At 39.8% G+C, this 17,138-nt stretch carries 13 protein-coding genes; 9 read left to right on the top strand and 4 right to left on the bottom strand.

Annotation, left to right across the window (positions count from 1 at the left end):
- The 4 genes from WAE64_RS24810 to WAE64_RS24575 all read left to right on the top strand — a co-directional run.
- Window positions 1-166 (top strand): 3-coathanger stack domain-containing protein (locus WAE64_RS24810; protein WP_422706514.1); only part of this gene is annotated, 166 nt, incomplete at its 5' end.
- Window positions 167-369: 203 nt separating this feature from the next.
- Window positions 370-2,832: a hypothetical protein gene (locus WAE64_RS24585; RefSeq protein ID WP_340240829.1), complete on the top strand. Its 2,463-nt coding sequence runs from the start codon at window positions 370-372 to the stop codon at window positions 2,830-2,832.
- A 200-nt stretch (window positions 2,833-3,032) separates the two neighbouring features.
- Window positions 3,033-3,641, top strand: a complete 609-nt coding sequence (locus tag WAE64_RS24580) for a hypothetical protein (protein ID WP_340240827.1) — start codon at window positions 3,033-3,035, stop codon at window positions 3,639-3,641.
- 214 nt (window positions 3,642-3,855) lie between these two features.
- A complete protein-coding gene (locus tag WAE64_RS24575) occupies window positions 3,856-4,287 on the top strand; it encodes a hypothetical protein (protein WP_340240825.1) in 432 nt (143 codons plus the stop codon).
- 4 nt (window positions 4,288-4,291) lie between these two features.
- Here the strand turns inward: WAE64_RS24575 and WAE64_RS24570 are convergent, their stop codons facing one another.
- The 3 genes from WAE64_RS24570 to WAE64_RS24560 form a co-directional block, all read right to left on the bottom strand.
- Window positions 4,292-5,707: an ATP-dependent DNA helicase gene (locus WAE64_RS24570; RefSeq protein WP_340240824.1), complete on the bottom strand. Its 1,416-nt coding sequence runs from the start codon at window positions 5,705-5,707 to the stop codon at window positions 4,292-4,294.
- Window positions 5,708-6,179: 472 nt separating this feature from the next.
- The gene (locus WAE64_RS24565; RefSeq protein ID WP_340240823.1) at window positions 6,180-6,317 is read right to left on the bottom strand and encodes a hypothetical protein; all 138 of its coding nucleotides are present in this window, start codon (window positions 6,315-6,317) and stop codon (window positions 6,180-6,182) included.
- Between the two features lie 125 nt (window positions 6,318-6,442).
- Window positions 6,443-7,126, bottom strand: coding sequence for a phosphonatase-like hydrolase (locus WAE64_RS24560; protein WP_340240821.1), 684 nt, complete (start codon window positions 7,124-7,126; stop codon window positions 6,443-6,445).
- Window positions 7,127-7,447: 321 nt separating this feature from the next.
- Between WAE64_RS24560 and WAE64_RS24555 the strand changes: the two genes are divergently transcribed.
- Window positions 7,448-7,783, top strand: coding sequence for a PadR family transcriptional regulator (locus WAE64_RS24555; protein WP_340240819.1), 336 nt, complete (start codon window positions 7,448-7,450; stop codon window positions 7,781-7,783).
- Entirely contained in the window at window positions 7,780-10,455 is a 2,676-nt protein-coding gene (locus tag WAE64_RS24550) for an ABC transporter permease (RefSeq protein ID WP_340240817.1), read from the top strand. Before WAE64_RS24555 ends, WAE64_RS24550 begins: the two co-directional genes overlap by 4 nt.
- 266 nt (window positions 10,456-10,721) lie before the next feature.
- Here the strand turns inward: WAE64_RS24550 and WAE64_RS24545 are convergent, their stop codons facing one another.
- Window positions 10,722-12,029: a phosphatase PAP2 family protein gene (locus tag WAE64_RS24545; RefSeq protein ID WP_340240815.1), complete on the bottom strand. Its 1,308-nt coding sequence runs from the start codon at window positions 12,027-12,029 to the stop codon at window positions 10,722-10,724.
- A gap of 351 nt (window positions 12,030-12,380) precedes the next feature.
- Between WAE64_RS24545 and WAE64_RS24540 the strand changes: the two genes are divergently transcribed.
- The 3 genes from WAE64_RS24540 (at window position 12,381) to WAE64_RS24530 (ending at window position 17,018) form a co-directional block, all read left to right on the top strand.
- The gene (locus WAE64_RS24540; RefSeq protein WP_340240814.1) at window positions 12,381-13,433 is read left to right on the top strand and encodes a sensor histidine kinase; all 1,053 of its coding nucleotides are present in this window, start codon (window positions 12,381-12,383) and stop codon (window positions 13,431-13,433) included.
- Window positions 13,426-14,118, top strand: a complete 693-nt coding sequence (locus WAE64_RS24535) for a LytR/AlgR family response regulator transcription factor (RefSeq protein ID WP_340240812.1) — start codon at window positions 13,426-13,428, stop codon at window positions 14,116-14,118. The genes WAE64_RS24540 and WAE64_RS24535 overlap by 8 nt, the downstream gene beginning before the upstream one ends.
- A gap of 332 nt (window positions 14,119-14,450) precedes the next feature.
- On the top strand, window positions 14,451-17,018 hold the full coding sequence (locus tag WAE64_RS24530; protein WP_340240810.1) for a TonB-dependent receptor: 2,568 nt from the start codon (window positions 14,451-14,453) through the stop codon (window positions 17,016-17,018).
- Window positions 17,019-17,138 lie beyond the last annotated feature (120 nt).

The following is a 17,138-nucleotide window of genomic DNA, read 5'->3' as shown; positions in this document are numbered from 1 at the left end:
TTCGGGGTCGAAGACTTACAAAGTAGGTAGCACTATTATCGCCAATAATGCTTTGGAAAATTCGCAGGTAAATTATCAGGCGGGTAATGCTGTGGTGTTGAATGCGGGTTTCGAGGTAAAAGCCGGAGCGGTATTCAAGGCTGAAATAAAGGCTTGTGCAAATTAATGGTCTAAGAGCGAATGGCAGTTAGTGAATGATTAAGCCTATATTATTTAATATTCAGATATTGGAATTATAATCTATATCAAGGGTATACAATAATGTAAATAAGCTTAAACATCAATAACTCTTGCCATTAAACTCTTTGGATGAAGAACGATACTTACAATTTGATGGGATTTTTTCAATTTATCAAAATTGACATTCTAATGAGAATATTTAATTTACTAATAATTGCATTGCTGATAAGTGTGAGTTCCTGGGCACAGGTGCCAAAGGGGATTCCTTATCAAGCAATAGCCAGAAATGCTAGTGGCAATGCTTTAGTGAATCAGAACATTTCGGTTCAATTTACTATTTTTACGGGCAGTGCTACTGGAATAGTGGCGTATGCTGAGCAACATAACACCACCACAAATTCGTTAGGTTTGTTTACCGTTATGGTAGGGGCAGGAACGCCGCTTACCAATACTTTTAATAGTATTAATTGGGCGATAGATACCAAGTTTTTGCAGGTAGAGCTAGACCCAGCAGGTGGTACGAGTTACATAAACCTAGGTACAACACAAATGATGAGCGTACCCTATGCGCTTTATTCTGAAAAAACCGGCACGCCTGGTGCAACTGGAGCAACAGGTCCGCAGGGAGCTATTGGTGCAACAGGAGCCATTGGTGCGCAAGGGCTACAAGGGATTCAGGGGGTGACTGGCCTGCAAGGAGTAACAGGCCCAACAGGTGCAATAGGAGCTAGCGGGCCGACAGGTGCTACTGGTATACAAGGCTTACAAGGGGTTCAGGGTGTAACTGGTTCGCAGGGGCCGACAGGTTCAGTTGGTGCAATTGGAGCTTCAGGCACAACAGGAGGCACCGGCCCACAAGGCCCACAGGGTATTCAAGGAGCAACTGGGGCACAGGGTATTGCAGGTATTAAAGGAACAACCGGAAGTACTGGCCCACAGGGGCCACAGGGTATTCAAGGAGCAACCGGTGCACAGGGCATTGCAGGTATTAAAGGTGCAACTGGGAGTACTGGCCCACAGGGTCCTCAGGGTATTCAAGGAGCAACTGGGGCACAGGGTATTGCAGGTATTAAAGGCGTTACCGGAAGTACTGGTCCACAAGGCTCTCAGGGTATTCAGGGAGCAACTGGCGCACAGGGTATTGCAGGTGTTACAGGTGCAACCGGAGGTACTGGTTCACAAGGTCCTCAGGGTATGCAAGGCCCAACAGGTGCACAAGGTGTTGCGGGTGCTAAAGGAGTAACCGGAGGTACTGGTCCACAAGGTCCTCAGGGTATGCAAGGCCCAACAGGTGCGCAGGGTGTTACTGGTGCTATTGGCGTGGTAGGTATTGCCGGGGCTAATGGTCCTACAGGTTCACAAGGAAGCCAAGGCCCACAAGGGTCAATAGGAGCCACAGGGCCTAATGGGCCGATGGGGCCTACCGGAGCAACAGGGGCAACAGGTATTACTGGTGTAACAGGCCCTCAAGGACTTACAGGCGCAACTGGCCCTCAAGGAGTTACAGGGCCAATTGGCACTACAGGCTCAGAAGGTGCCGAAGGAAATGTAGGCTTACAAGGTGCAACCGGTCCTACTGGAGTTACAGGGCCTACAGGACTATCAGGAGTAACAGGCCCCACTGGTGATGCCGGAACACAAGGGCCTGACGGCCCAACAGGACCCACAGGTCAACAGGGGCCAATAGGGGCAGTAGGTGTTACTGGTCCAGATGGCTCTTCAGGTTCTAAGGGACCAACTGGTTTGGCAGGTGCAACTGGTGCCACTGGTAATAATGGTAGTGGTATAAGCAGTGTTTCAACAAATGCTACATTAACAGGAAACGGAACTTCTGGCTCTACATTGGGTTTAGGTTTAACCAATGCTAATACCTGGACAGGTACACAAACCTTTGCTTCTACCTCTACATTAGTTGAGGCAAACGTATCTATTACTAATACTGACAATAGTGTTAGAGGTATTAGTTTGCAAGAACCTTCAGGCTCGGGTACTGATTTTATTGGTATTAAAGCCCCTGCGCTAAGCAACAGCACTAATTATATTTTACCTGCTAGCTCGGGTACTACAGGGCAGATGATGACAATAGGTTCTGTAGTTACAGATGGAGGAACAGCTGGTAATGCAGGGTTAGGCAGCGAAATGCAATTAGATTGGGTTACGCCAGCATCGGGAGGTGGAAGTAGTGGCCCTCAGATAACTTTTGTAAGAAAAACAAGCGATGAAGTTACCACTACAAATACTGTTGCCATGCAAGACGATGACCATTTGTATTTGAGTCTGGAAGCTAACAAAACTTATCATATTTATGGGGCACTTATGGTAAAAAGACAAAATACAGGCACAGGGGAAAGTGATGGTATACTATTTAAATTTGCTTATTCGGGTACACTTACAAGTGCAAGTGTTTATGCTCCGCCCCCGGCAACTCCGACTGTTTCACCAACCGATATTAACATGGGTGCAGAATTTGGCACCACTTTAACAGGTGGCGATTCGGATACATCTCTCATTACCCCTTTGCCTTTCAATGCATATATTGCTACCAGTACTACCGGAATATTCAGAATCAGATGGACAAAGAACCGAACAACTTATAATAATCCGACGATTGTAGCCGCAGGTTCAATGCTCGTAGCTGAGACTGTTGAGTAGCCATCTTTTAAAAGATTAATACTGTTTTATAAAAATGTGCTGTTTTACGTATTGTTTGTTTTAAAAAACAAACAATACGTAAAACAGCCTTTTTTTCAGACTTACTTTACAAAAGAAGATTTGTAAGACGCCTGATTATACCTAATTTTGAAAAAAATGGTAAAAAAAATCACATTTGCTCAAACATTTATCCGATTCAGATGAAATACCTATTGTCTTTTATTATATTAAGTATCGGCCTGCAAACTTATGCCCGACGCATAGATGGCTATGTGGTTACCCAAAATTCAGATACACTTAAATGTGAAATCGTACAGAATTTTGCAGTTATAAGTGGTATCGATGTAGCTTCTTTTCAATATGGTATCAGAGTTATATTAGAAGATGGCAAAAAACGCAATTTTATGCCCGAAGATATAAGGGCTTTTGGTATTTTTGCTAAAACAGACACGATACACTTTGTATCAGTTAGGGTTGTGGCGAATTCGATGTTCAGAGGAGAAGAAACACGACAGTATTTTATGCGAATCATTCAGCGAGGGCACATAAAAGTTTATTACTTTATTGACCTTGTAGCAGGGCCGGGCGGCACTGTGCGAACGCCAGTATATGCTGTTCAATTATCTTACAACGACCCTGCCTACTGGCTTGAAGTTAAAAAAAATGAGTTTGGCAAATATGATTTTAAGGCTTTTTTCAAGGCATTTGTACCTGAGTATTACGCATTTTTTGATACGCTTTCAGATAAAGCACGGATAGAAGAAGCACTTACCAGAATCAGTAAATTTAATAAAGCTATGGTAAAGTGAGCTTATTTGTTTTTAAACTCCTGAGTAATTATAACGATTTGAAAAAGTACACAATTTTATTAAAACCTTATACCCATTTGCACAAAGGGTTGTCAAGCTATTTTATCTATGTAAAAAGACAAATTACTAAATAAACACCAGCATAAATTTACAAATAATCAATTGTAATACTAGATTTGAAAAAAGATTACTCTTTTTAATAATTGATAATAATATGCCTTACAAAGCACTTTTCCATCTCTGTTATGTTATTATTTCTTTTGTTATAGCAGCTATTTTTGCAATGGCTATGTACACCTTTGAGCTAGGTAAACTCACACTTAGTTTTTACGGTGCTTTTGCATTATTGGAGGGCACACACATGGCACTTGTACTCAGTAAACAGTTTCAGCAGAGACAGAGAGTTTTACTGATTAATAACATTATTTTTTTATTGCTGGTGCTTATGTCAGTATCGGTTATTTATCTTTATGCTAACCTAAATTCGTGGAGAAATGAAGGTGATAATAGTATTGAATTTAGAGTTTTCTCTTACTTCTTCGATAATATCTTTCTGGTAAATCTGGTATTTTTTATTGCTAATTTCTGGTTTCTATGTCGCAACCTTATTATTTGGTGGTTTAAGGGAAAGGGAGTAAAATTGTAAACTCCTACCTCTTCTTCTTATAATACTGAATCACCCGTTCATCAACTATCACATCACTGGGGCGGATTTCTTTCGTAAGCACAATTCCCTCAAGAGTCTTACAACGGCTAAGAGCAACATAGGTTTGCCCGTGGCTGAAAGCACCCGTGCCGATGTCAATTACAACTTTATCAAAAGTTTTACCCTGACTTTTATGAATGGTCATAGCCCAAGCCAATTTTATAGGAAACTGTGTGAAGGTACCTTTTATGTTTTCTTTTATCTCTTTCCGCTTGGCATCGTATTGATAGCTGATGTCCTGCCAGGTTTCTTGCTCCATTCTATAGCTATGGCCGTCTATCTCTACCCATACTTCACGGTCGGTTAAGCGGGTGATATGCCCTACTGTACCATTTACCCAACGTTTCAGCCCATCGTTCTTTAGCATCATTACCTGTGCACCAATTTTGAGTTTCAGAAAAACATTTGTCGGAAACTTGACTTCTATTTCATCTTCAAACTCAGTATCGCTTATTTTTTTGGTGGCTAGTTGCTCTTTCAGTCGCTCAAATTCATCTCTTAGTTTACCGGTCAATACAGCCTCAAAAATATACTCTTTGCCTGATAAGTTTTCGAGGTTTTCTTTATTTATCCGCTTTACATTTCTGTTGGTGGTTGTCAGAAAAATCGAGCTATTGTTATCTCCAACATTATCTCGGTGGCGAGCATTTAGTAACACAAAATCATCGAAACGGGCTTCGTTAATACGAATACGGTTCAATACTTTTTTGAATCGTTCATCTTTCTGACGGAAAATATGTGTCAGCTCTTTTCTATGATAGCTAAAATCGGTTTTAAAAACCGGACTATCGAAGAAATAATTTCCGCCATAAGTAGCCGCATAATACGCTTGTAAATCACTCTTAACTACCGGAGGCAACTGAAACAAATCTCCTATAAAAACCATTTGAACTCCGCCGAAAGGTTCATTATGCCTGTTGCGGTTGAGACGCAAAGCCATATCAATTGCTTCCATCAGATTGGCGCTTATCATTGATACTTCATCGATAATCACCATGTCAAGGTTTTCATATAGGGCATTTCTTGAATATTCAGGCTTTAGTTTATCCGCCTGAATCAGTCTGGGTGGAAGCTTAAAAAACGAGTGGACTGTCTGCCCTTTTATGTTCATGGCAGCAATGCCTGTTGGCGCCAGCACTACAAACTTTTTATCAGTTCGGGCAGTAAAATATTGTAAAAGGCTCGATTTACCGGTACCGGCCTTACCACTTATAAAGATTGACTCACTGGTATTATCTAAAATATGTAGAATATCCTTAAACTCATCGGTAAGCACAAACGCATCTTTTTGTCGGGAATACAAATAAAAGCACAGTGCTACTACTAACACAAAAACACCTAAAACGATTAATCCTTGCATGAGGCTGAAATCAGAAAACAGATAATATAGCGCAATTTAGCACGAATTATTGTTTTCGGGGAGTTTTTTTAAACAAGAAGTATTTGAATGGTTAAAATGAGTATCGATTAATTTTGAGCCGCTATTGAAGCTACCTTTCTAACGCATCATACAAGAGCCTCGTTTAGAGGCTTCATTTATTTAGTTCTAGTTGAATCTTTATTGATTATTAAGAAAATTCAGGAACTAACTTTTACAGTCTCCTCTAGCAGTCCTTCTGCCCAGTGGCTCAAGTTACAAAGTTCTCGAAAGTATAATTAATTATAAGTGCTTGGAAAGTCGTTTGACACCAAGTAAAAGGTCTATGAAATACCGAGTAAAGACCGAATCACGAAGTGCCTTCTATTTAACTGCAATGTCATGAAAAAATGATATAATCTGAAAGAAGCGGTCTTTCTTTCGGATTTTCCGGCTATTATTATTACAATAAGTGTTATAGTTCTTTTACAACTCTGCGTCTCAGAAACTTATCATAATAACTTCTACGGGCTTTTTTGACATAAATATATCGGGCAAAACCCATAATCAAGCAGCAAACAGCAATCGAAATAATGGTATCAACAGTTGTCATGGTTTTAAGTATTATTTAACAGTTTCTTAATAATAACTAAAATCCTGACAAGAAGTTTTAAAAGGTATAAATTTTATTTTTAAAATCTTATTTCTGCTAAATCTATCTCCCAAAATCTACTAATTTCACTTATCAAAAATCGGTAAAAGCTCACTCAGGTCGTTGATTATGTAATCAGGATTAGCCGCTCGGAGTTGCTCAAAAGTATGCGCTCCGGTGGTAATACCGATACTTAAACTACAGCCAGCGTTTTTCCCTTCTTCTATATCAATTGCAGAATCTCCCACTTTGGCAACTGATGCGCCATTGGCAATACCAAAGCGTTTCATAGCAAAATATATCATATCTGGGTTAGGTCTGTTACGCTCTACATCTGATGCTGTCACGAGTCCGTCAAAATCTACCCCTTCTGCCCAACCAAGTTTATCAACGATTGATTGTGCCGTTTGGCGGTCGTAACCTGTATTTAGTACAGTAAAGATACCACGTTGTTTCAGCTTCGCAAACACGGCTGTGGCATTATTCTGTGGCAGAATCTCTTCCTTAGCATAAGCATCAGTCAATTGAACTATAAAGTTATCGTATATACGAGCAGTTAAATCAGGGTCAACAATACCATTATATACCGATAATATTGTGTCTATGGCTTGTCTTTTCTCTTTCCCGGCACCCTGTGCTAACACTTGTTCAAGACTGAAACTAAAGTTCTCTTCATTAATAGCCTTTTGCAAGGTCTTATATACCACATTATTTTCATTTACGGTAGTTCCGGCCATATCAAAAACCACCATTTGTATTTTTGCGCTCATTTTCTAATAAATAAATCGTTCGTATAATTTTTCTATCTATTCAGTTCTTCTATTTGGCACAAAACAAAACATTCCTAGCCCCTTTTCCTTGTCAGTATTATTAATTTTGTGTTAAGTTGTTAAAGAAAAGCTGTTATGCAAAATAAATAATCTCCCTAAACTCTTTAAGTTTTATCAGAACTCCCCTCTTAACTTACATCCATCGTTGAACTTCACCCATGCACTTTCCCCTCTGCCCTATGCAAAACATTTTACATACAAAACCAGAATTAATAATTTTATTTTACATACATTTACGGAATAAATCATTTTTGGATATAAATGAAAGGAACAAACCTTGGTGAGTTTGAAGAATTAGTGCTTCTATGTATTGCCGCTTTGGTAAGCGACGCTTACAGCGTGGCTATCTGCGACGAACTGAGCAAACATACAGGCCGCACTGTAAAGCTAGGCATAGTGCACGCCGTATTGAGTCGACTTGAAGAGAAGGGCTTGGTAAATAGCCGCTTAGGCGAAGCTACCAGCACCCGAGGCGGTAAACGTAAGCGTTTTTATGAAGTAACTCATGCCGGAAAAGCAGCACTACTCAAAGCCAAAGAAGCACGTGAGGCCTTGTGGCGTATTATTCCCGGTTTTAACCTGGAGGGCTCAATATGAAACATTTTAACAGAAGCGTTCCCAAGCAAGAAAAACCTCTTGACGAGACAGAACCACCAAAACTGGCGCAACGCCTGCTCGAATGGTACTGCAGAACGGCTATACTGGAAGACCTCCAAGGCGATTTGTACGAGTATTTTGAACGGAACCTGAAAAGCAAAGGTCCTACCTACGCCAAGTTTATTTACTGGATTGACGTGTTGAAGTTCTTTCGCCTATATACCGTTCGTGAACCTAGTTTCACCAATTTATATATATACATAATTATGATTAGCAGCTATCTTAAAACATTCAGACGAGGCTTAGTACGTAACAAACTATTCTCGTTTATCAACATTTTTGGGCTTGCCGTTAGCATTTCGGTAGGTTTGCTTGTAGTGGCCTTTGTGCTAGATTTACGCTCTTACGACGATTCACAGCTTAAAAAAGACCGTATTTATCGGGTAATTAGCGAACATACCTCTAGTAATCAGACCAAAATGGAATTGGCATCTACTTCTGTAAAAGCAGGTAAAAGAATCAAAGAAACTATCAGTGGCATAGAAGACATAACCATTATGCGACAAGGTTTTTATGGCGATGCGCAGGTTGGAGAAAACTACTTGCCGCTGAACGCTACCTGGGCCGACGAATCTTTCTTTAAAGTTTTTTCTTTCCCACTACTTAAAGGTGACCCCGCAAGTGCATTGAAAGAGCCTTTTTCGTTGGTATTAACCGAGAAATCAGCAAAAAAACTTTTTGGCGATGTAGAAGCATTAGGTAAAATAGTAAAGTTTGACACCGTAAGTTATGTAGTTACAGGCATAGCAAAAGATGTAAGCAAGTTATCACACATTCGTTTCGATGCGCTTGTATCATTTTCGTCGGTTGAGGCAACCTCTAAAAATGACGAATACTTTTATGATTGGGGAAGTATCTGGTCAAACTATGTGTATCTTACCTTGCCACCAAATACTGAAAGTGATAAATTACAGGCTAATCTAAGCCGCTTATCGGTGCAAGAAAACAAAGCCCTTACCGACAATGTTAAAATCATGTTGAATTTACAGCCTTTAAAAGACATTGCCATTGGCCAAAACCTCTCAAACTCTATCGGGCCTCATGTTTCGCCTGTAGTTTTGTGGATTCTTGGCGGCCTTGCTTTGGTTATTATCTTATCGGCTTGTTTCAACTATATGAATCTTTCTATTGCCCGTTCGTTGCGCCGTGCCCGTGAAGTAGGTATACGCAAAATAATTGGCGCACCTTTTGGGCATATTTTCGGGCAATTTATGACAGAATCTATTTTTACAGCCTTATTGTCATTAATTTTCTCGTTTTTCCTATTCCTATTTCTCCGTCAACAATTCCTTGACCTTGACCCACACCTCAGCGACCTGGTATCCTTAAATCTTTCTTTTAAACTCATAGCCTATTTTATATTATTGGCAATTGGTGTTGGCATTGTTGCCGGATTTTTCCCTGCACTGTTTTTCTCTCGTATCAATGCTTTGCAAGTTGTGAAAGACAACGCTAAGTTTAAAGTTTTCCGCCATATTAATATACGTAAGGCTTTAATAGTGGTGCAATATTCACTATCGTTGATTTTTATTGCTACAACCCTTATCGGTTTCAGGCAATATAAAGGAATGCTCTCTTTCGATTTGGGTTTCAAGACCGATAATATTCTGAATATACGTATGCAAGGCCAAAGCGCCGATTTGCTAATTAAAGAGTTAGTTGAGATTCCGGCTGTTCAGGCCACTTCAAAGTCGCTTATGATTACAAGCCTTGGCAGTATGCATGGGAATCAGTTAAAATACATCAATCCGAAAGATGGCTCTAAAGATTCAGCCATGATCTGGATGAATATGGTAGATAAAAACTACCTACCTCTTCATCAGCATAAATTTGCAGCAGGCTCAAATTTCAATGCAAACCCTAAAGCCGGAGAAGAAAGTGAGGCTATTGTAAACGAGCAGACCTTGAAACGCTTCAACATTGCTAAGCAGAACCCACAGAAAGCATTAGGCGAACAGGTAATAGTAGATAACAAAAAGCTTACGATTGTAGGTGTATTAAAAGACTTCCACTATGGCACACTTGAGCATAAAATTGAACCCGTAATATTCCGATATTCAGACGACCCAAAGGCAAGTAATGTGAATGTATTGATTAAATCGACTGATATACCTGCTACAATGGCTAGCATTGAGAATGCCTGGCGCAAAATTGACAAAGTACACCCGATTGATGCCAAATTTTATAACGACCAACTCGAAAAAACATACGCTCAGTTTTCGGTGATGGTAAAGGGGATAGGTTTTATTAGTTTTCTTGCCATTTGTATAGCTTCGCTAGGTTTGTTTGGTATGGTGGTATTTACAGCAGAGGTTCGTTTGAAAGAAATCGGGATTCGCAAGGTTTTAGGTGCTACCGAAAGTGGTCTTATTTTTTTATTAAGCAAAGGTTTTCTCTTATTATTGGGTGTAGCTGCACTTGTTGCTTTGCCAGCTACTTATCTGTTTTTTGACCAGATAATACTTCCGAAATTGGTTTATCATTTACCTATGGCGTTCTATGAGTTTGTAGTACCTGTATTGGCCGTGATGCTTTTAGCCTCGCTGTTGATAGGCTCTCAGGCCTTGAAAGCCGCACGAACCAATCCGGTAAAGAATCTTAAAATTGAGTAATAAAGGGCATTAGGTAATTACTTAGCCACAATGTACACTAATTACACAGAGTAGCAACAGGCGTTTAAGGCAGAAATAGCTGTCGCCAAAAAGAATATCCAAAGAGTATTTTTTTGATAAAACAGGCAAAATCATATTCAAAAAGGTTGGATTCGATAAAGAAAAAGTATTAATAGAAATCGTTAATTGAGAAACAATTAGCAAAAAGTTAAAATGTTCAGCCCGGGCTACTTTTCAAAAGCAACACGGGCTGAAAATTTATAAAATCATTTCTTCATCCACTGCTCAACCAAATACTTGCCAACATTCCGGCCAAGTTCTAAGCCAACCACATTATCGGTTCGAAAGTGGATTCCGGCATAAAAGCGAGATTCGGCGCACTCTTCTGCCATTTTTCTGAATAAAGGCGCATCAGCCGGAAAGAAATAAGAAAGAACTTCACTAGCTGTTGCTCCACCTGCTGCATGCCCTGATGGATACCCCGGAAATGGAGGCGTTGAGAGTAATGGTTTGTAGGTTGGATCATACTGGTCAGGTCTGATACCCCAATACGCATATTTAGCATCCATAATAGCAATTGCCGACTCATGAGAAGCCGTACCTAGCACAGCATAAATACGAGCTGCCGCAGGGGTATCATCGGCTAAGCCATACTCAAACATCTTTTGCCCTGCCAGTTCAATCCAGTTAGTTGAGGTGCTACCCCAATAATAAGCAATAGAAGCACTTCTGAAAGTCTGCTTAAAGTTTTTCATTTCTTCCATTTCTTTAGCAAAATCCGGTGGCCCGTCTGGTCTAAACTGGTTATTAGTTTTAAGAAACATTGGCGTAAAGGTGGCTAGCGTAATACCAAACGGATATTTACCGGTCCACTTTTTAGGGTCTTTATTCATCTGTCCGTCCCATTGTTTATCAGAGCCATCGTGTTTGGCTTTTTCAATAATTTGTAATGCTACTTGTTCGCCCAGTTTCCAAGCTGCTTCTGTATCGCTCGGAAATTGTACGCCTGCATCAATACGTGATTGAGCCGCAGTCTTTGCCAACTTGAGAAGTGAATCTGCTTTTGTCGGGAAGAAATAAGCCAATACATGCGCTGCCGCAGAAGCTGTAACCGAATGCTCGCACGGGTAACCATAAGTACGAGGCGCATCTATGATTGTTCTGATAGAAGTATCTATTTCATTCGGACGTTTGCGTTTATACTTCAGTTTTTCTTTCCATGCCAACACAGTAGCATCATAAATAGCCAGATTAACCCAAGCCGCCGGAGTCCTAAGCATTGATTCAGGATTTGCTTCTATCATATCTACTATTACCTTATTCCATCGGTAACTTGGTGCTCCGGCATTCCAGAATCTAATGGCTTCTCGTTTTTTATCATCCAGTACACTCATGGCTTGTTTCACTGCCTGTAAGTCGGTCTTAGTTTGGGTCGGTGGTGCCTGAACACTTATTTGCTGCGGATTATCGAGCAGCCATAGCTTCCAGTTAGCGGCTTCGTAAGACATTGTTTTCTGTGCTTGAGTACAGAATTGCACCATCGACAACGCAATAATAAAAATCATCTTTTTCATAAGTAATGCTTTTTTTGTTGTTAAAAAAATCAGTTTTTTGAGCAATGTTTTTGCAAGTATAAAGCATTAAAAAACAGCGATTATTGAGTTGTCAACACACAGCAGATTGGCGTAAACGAATTACAGGCAACCGTCAACCAGCAAATAAAAGGAGTAAACAAAACACAAGACAAGTACCTTGTTTCAGCGCAAAAGCAATTTTTTAGCTGGATTTTTTTACAGTTATTTGTGATAGAGCAAAGGGCATGGGACAAATAGCAAACGGAGATGAGTATTAAAATCAGGCCATAGTACACAAGCAAGCACCCATATACAACTCTGCGCAGGCAAAAGATTGATAGGAGTATTAAAATGCAAAAAAAACTACACATAAAAAACCTTAAACTCTACTTATCAATAGCCGCAATCTATTGCGGCCTCGCCTTACTATCTGACCTACTAAGCAACGCAAAAACATTTAATACAAGAGCAGCAAACGACATATGGCGTACAATCTATATTACGAGCATCTGTATTCTGCTGTATGAATACATTGTACCGTATATCCGCAAGAAAAAAGGTTTTCTAAAGAAGTTTATACTCGGATTATTCACCTTATTGTTATACATTTTCTTTTTTACCCTTGGTAGTTATGGCTGGCGAGGTTTCGGAATTACATTACATATATTCACACCCTTTGGCTCTAACGATATTTCATATGAAGGAGCTTCTGAGCAATTTGGCTATAATCTGTTTTCAGTAATTTTCTTTGGACTTATCGCACATACTTATAATCATCAACAACTGCGGCGCAGAGCGCAACAATTACAAATAGAAAAACAAGCCGCCGAATTAAACTACCTGAAATCGCAGACAAATCCGCATTTTTTGTTCAATACGCTCAATAACATTTATTCTTTAGCCAGAGATAAGTCAGACCTTGCGCCAGAATCTATTCTTAGGCTTTCAAAGATATTACGCTATATGTTATACGAAACAGCAGGAACTTATGTAGCTATTGAGCAGGAACTTAAAATTATTGATGATTACATTGCACTTGAACAATTGCGCTACGACGATTCGCTAAACATAAGCATCAATCATAACATCGAAAACATGAAGCAGTCGCTCCCTCCGCTCCTGTTGATGCCACTAGTTGAGAATGCCTTTAAACATGGCGTTTCTGAAACCCGTGGCGAGCCTTTTATTGACATTCACCTCTCGGTTAATAATCGACAACTGCTGTTTCAGGTAAGAAACTCCTCTGAAATATCAGACGATGCCAACCTGATAAAAGAAAACATAGGGCTTTCGAACCTACGCCGCCAGCTTGAATTGCTTTATACAGACTATAAACTGACGATAGAGCAAAAACAGTCGGTATTTAGTGCTGCTTTACACATAAACCTTGCGAGCCATGTATAAACTCAACTGCATTATTATAGAAGACGAGCCACTAGCTGTAAAAATCCTGACAGACTACATCTCACAAGTGCCTTTTCTGGCTTTGCGAGGCAGTTTTAAAGATGCTATCTTGGCCACCGAATATTTACATGAGCACAGCCCAGACCTCATATTTCTTGACATTCACCTGCCTAAACTCAAAGGCATGGAATTTCTGAAAACTCTCAACCATCCGCCGGCGGTTATTATCACAACGGCTTATCATCAGTACGCCGTAGAGGGTTTCGACCTCAACGTTTGTGATTATCTGTTGAAACCATTTGAGTTTGAGCGTTTTCTTAAAGCAGTTAATAAAGCCAATGCCTCACAAAAAGAAAAAATAATAGAGAAACAAGAACAGAAAGATTTCATTTTTGTGAATGTGCAAAAGAAAAAAGTAAAGGTTTTGTTTGCTGATATTCTATATATCGAAAGCCAGCGTGAGTATATCAAGATAGTAACTGAGAAAAATACACTAATATCTAAAATGAGTACGCATGAAATAGAAGCCTTGCTCCCTGCTCCCCTTTTCAAGCGAATCCACCGTTCATTTATCGTTTCACTTAATAAAATAGATTCTTTCACTTCCGAACTAGTCGAACTAAACGGTATTTCTATTCCCATTGGCCGGGGGTATCGTGAGGTTATTGAACGATTTTTTGTCTGAACATTGATCTACCTGACTTGTGTAATTTAGCTGATAAATAGTCTTTTACACTTATATACAAATTTTCATTTAAATGCATTTAATCAGGTAAATCAAAGTTTATACTACCCCCCCTAATTTTCATTCCTTTTCAAAGAAACTATATAAATAATTTGAGAATATTAAAAATATATTGTCTACTAATTTGGTAGAGTATATAGATATTATATTTTTGTGCCATAATTAATACTTAACAAGGTTTTACAATAAATAATCTTACTTGAAACACCAGCAAAACTGAAATCGGACTAATCAAAAATAAATCATCTACCATGCGAAAACATTCTATTTTAATGAAGAAAATTTTGAAATCTTATTACTTAATTGGCTTTCTACTATTGCCATTCTTACTATCAGCTCAGAATGACCCTATCGTTAATGCGAACATTACAGGCAAAGTACTTGACGCTAACACCAACGAACCTCTGATTGGTGCGACTGTATCAATTAAAGGCACAACCAATGGTTCAACTACCGATGCCAACGGAGAATTTAAACTTATCACAGGTCAGAAACTTCCTTTTACTTTGATTATCACTTATATCGGTTACCAAAAACAAGAGACAGTAATCAACGAAAACAACGTTGAAATCAAACTTGCTCCTGCTACCAACCAACTTTCTGATGTAGTTATTACTTCCCGTCGTCGTCAGGAATCAGCGCAGGAAGTGCCCATTCCAATTTCTATTGTAAGAGGTGTAACAGTTGAAGATGCAGGAGCGTTTAACGTAAATCGCTTGAAAGAATTAGTACCAACAGTACAGTTGTACGCATCAAATGCCCGTAATACTACTTTGAACATTCGTGGTTTAGGTTCTACTTTTGGTTTAACAAACGATGGCATCGACCCGGGCGTTGGTTTCTATGTTGATGGTGTGTATTATGCACGTCCGGCTGCTACTGCGCTTGATTTTATAGATATTGAGCAGGTTGAGGTGCTAAGAGGGCCACAAGGAACACTCTTTGGTAAAAACACTACCGCTGGCGCTTTTAACATTACAACCCGTCAGGCAAGTTTCGACCCAGGTGCAAGTTTTGAGTTAAGCTACGGTAACTATGGTTATGTACAGGCAAAAGCATCATTGACTGGGCCATTAAGCAAAAAACTAGCTGCCCGTATCTCGTTTACAGGTACACAACGCAATGGTTTGTTTTTCAACGAGCATACGCAATTACCTATCAACGATGTTAACAACATTGGGGTAAGAGCACAGTTGCTATATACGCCAACCGATAAAGTAAAAATTACGTTTATTGGTGACGTATCAGACCAAAAACCTACAGGTTATGGCTGGCCGATAGCAGGTGTGGTTACTACCAAACGTGCGGCTTATCGCCAGTTTAATGCCATTATTAAAGACTTAAACTACCAATTGCCATACTCAAGCCCATTCGAACGTAAAGTTGACCTTGATACACCATCAAAAGCAGACAACTATTTCAGCGGTCTTTCGGCTAATGCAGATATTAAACTTGGAAACGGAACACTTACTTCTACTACTGCTTACCGCTACTGGAGATGGGTACCATTAAACGACCGTGACTACACTGGCTTACCAATCTTTACTATATCGTCAGGAAACTCAGTGCATGAGCAATGGTCGCAAGAAATTAGATATTCCGGAAAAGTTTCACCAAAATTGAGCGGTGTTGTGGGTGTATTTGGTCTTTGGCAAGATTTAAAATCAGACCCTGTACAAACAGAAGAAGCCGGCTCTGCACAATGGCGTTTTGCGCAAAACTCAACCAGCCCACTATGGCAAACACCGGGTTTGTTTGATAACTTCGGTATCCGTACAACCAACCGCATCCAAAGCACAGGTTTAGCCATATTCAGCCAGGCAGATTGGGCTATTACAAACAAAATCCACTTATTGCCAGGTATAAGATATAACTACGATAAAAAAGTAGCTGACTATAAACGTGAAACTTATGGTGGTTTGCAAACTACCGACCCTGCACTTATTGCCCTTAAAAATGGTATCTATAGCAATCAGGCATTCAACACTACGGTTGAAGAAGGTAATTTCTCAGGTCAGTTGACATTACAATACAAAGCAAGCCAAAAATTTAATGCTTTTGCCACTTACTCGGTTAGTTACAAACCTGTTGGTGTAAACATCGGTGGTTTACCAACTTCTAACGGACAAATATTGCTTGACCTTGCTCGTGTTAAACCAGAGTTTGTATCGCATAAAGAAATTGGTATCAAAACAAAGCCATCAGCAAACTCAGTACTAAATATCGTATTCCACGACACAGACATTAAAGATTACCAAACACAGGTACAAACGCCAGAGCCGGGTGTAAACAGGGGTTATTTAGCTAATGCCGAAAAAGTAAGAGTAATCGGCGTTGAGATTGACGGTAACGTAAGATTAGGTAATCACATTACATTGAATGGTGCATTTGCTTATACCGATGGTAAGTATATATCGTTCAAAAATGCACCAGTACCATTAGAAGAAGTAGGTGGTACACAAGCATTTAAAGATATTTCAGGCGGAGCACTTCCGGGTATCTCTAAATGGGCTGGTTCAATTGGTGGCGAAGCAAGCACAAAAGGTGGCTTACTAGGCTTTAAAGGAAACTATTTCTTAGGTATTGATGTGTATTACCGTTCTACATTCTCATCGAGTCCATCGCCATCGCAATACCTTAACATTGAAGGTTATACGCTTACAAACGGGCGTCTTGGTTTCAGAGCATCAAATGGTGTTACTTTCTTTATCTGGGGCCGCAATATATTCAATGTTGATTATTTCGAACAATTGCTAGCAGCACCGGGTAGCGCAGGTCACTACGCAGGTATCTTAGGCGACCCTCGCACTTATGGTGTAACACTGAGATATTCGTTCTAAGAATTGTTGATTGAATAATTCTGTGAATTAGTGATTATTCAAGAACCTTAAACGTGCCATGCCTCTGCTCGCAAGATAAAAGGGCATGGCACACTTACTTTTACGCCCAACTACTGAAGA

Source organism: Emticicia soli, assembly GCF_037860775.1.
In the GTDB taxonomy this organism is placed as follows: domain Bacteria; phylum Bacteroidota; class Bacteroidia; order Cytophagales; family Spirosomataceae; genus Emticicia; species Emticicia soli.
The sequence above is the reverse complement of the archived record's forward strand: the minus strand, read 5'-3'. Positions and strand labels throughout refer to the sequence as shown.

Excerpts from the sequence above, each read along its gene's own strand:
- WAE64_RS24555 (WP_340240819.1), top strand. The coding sequence starts at position 7,448 with ATGAAAGGAACAAACCTTGGTGAGTTTGAAGAATTAGTGCTTCTATGT.
- WAE64_RS24550 (WP_340240817.1), top strand. The coding sequence starts at position 7,780 with ATGAAACATTTTAACAGAAGCGTTCCCAAGCAAGAAAAACCTCTTGAC.
- WAE64_RS24545 (WP_340240815.1), bottom strand. The coding sequence starts at position 12,029 with ATGAAAAAGATGATTTTTATTATTGCGTTGTCGATGGTGCAATTCTGT.
- WAE64_RS24580 (WP_340240827.1), top strand. The coding sequence starts at position 3,033 with ATGAAATACCTATTGTCTTTTATTATATTAAGTATCGGCCTGCAAACT.
- WAE64_RS24585 (WP_340240829.1), top strand. The coding sequence starts at position 370 with ATGAGAATATTTAATTTACTAATAATTGCATTGCTGATAAGTGTGAGT.
- WAE64_RS24535 (WP_340240812.1), top strand. The coding sequence starts at position 13,426 with ATGTATAAACTCAACTGCATTATTATAGAAGACGAGCCACTAGCTGTA.
- WAE64_RS24560 (WP_340240821.1), bottom strand. The coding sequence starts at position 7,126 with ATGAGCGCAAAAATACAAATGGTGGTTTTTGATATGGCCGGAACTACC.
- WAE64_RS24565 (WP_340240823.1), bottom strand. The coding sequence starts at position 6,317 with ATGACAACTGTTGATACCATTATTTCGATTGCTGTTTGCTGCTTGATT.
- WAE64_RS24570 (WP_340240824.1), bottom strand. The coding sequence starts at position 5,707 with ATGCAAGGATTAATCGTTTTAGGTGTTTTTGTGTTAGTAGTAGCACTG.
- WAE64_RS24530 (WP_340240810.1), top strand. The coding sequence starts at position 14,451 with ATGAAGAAAATTTTGAAATCTTATTACTTAATTGGCTTTCTACTATTG.
- WAE64_RS24575 (WP_340240825.1), top strand. The coding sequence starts at position 3,856 with ATGCCTTACAAAGCACTTTTCCATCTCTGTTATGTTATTATTTCTTTT.
- WAE64_RS24540 (WP_340240814.1), top strand. The coding sequence starts at position 12,381 with ATGCAAAAAAAACTACACATAAAAAACCTTAAACTCTACTTATCAATA.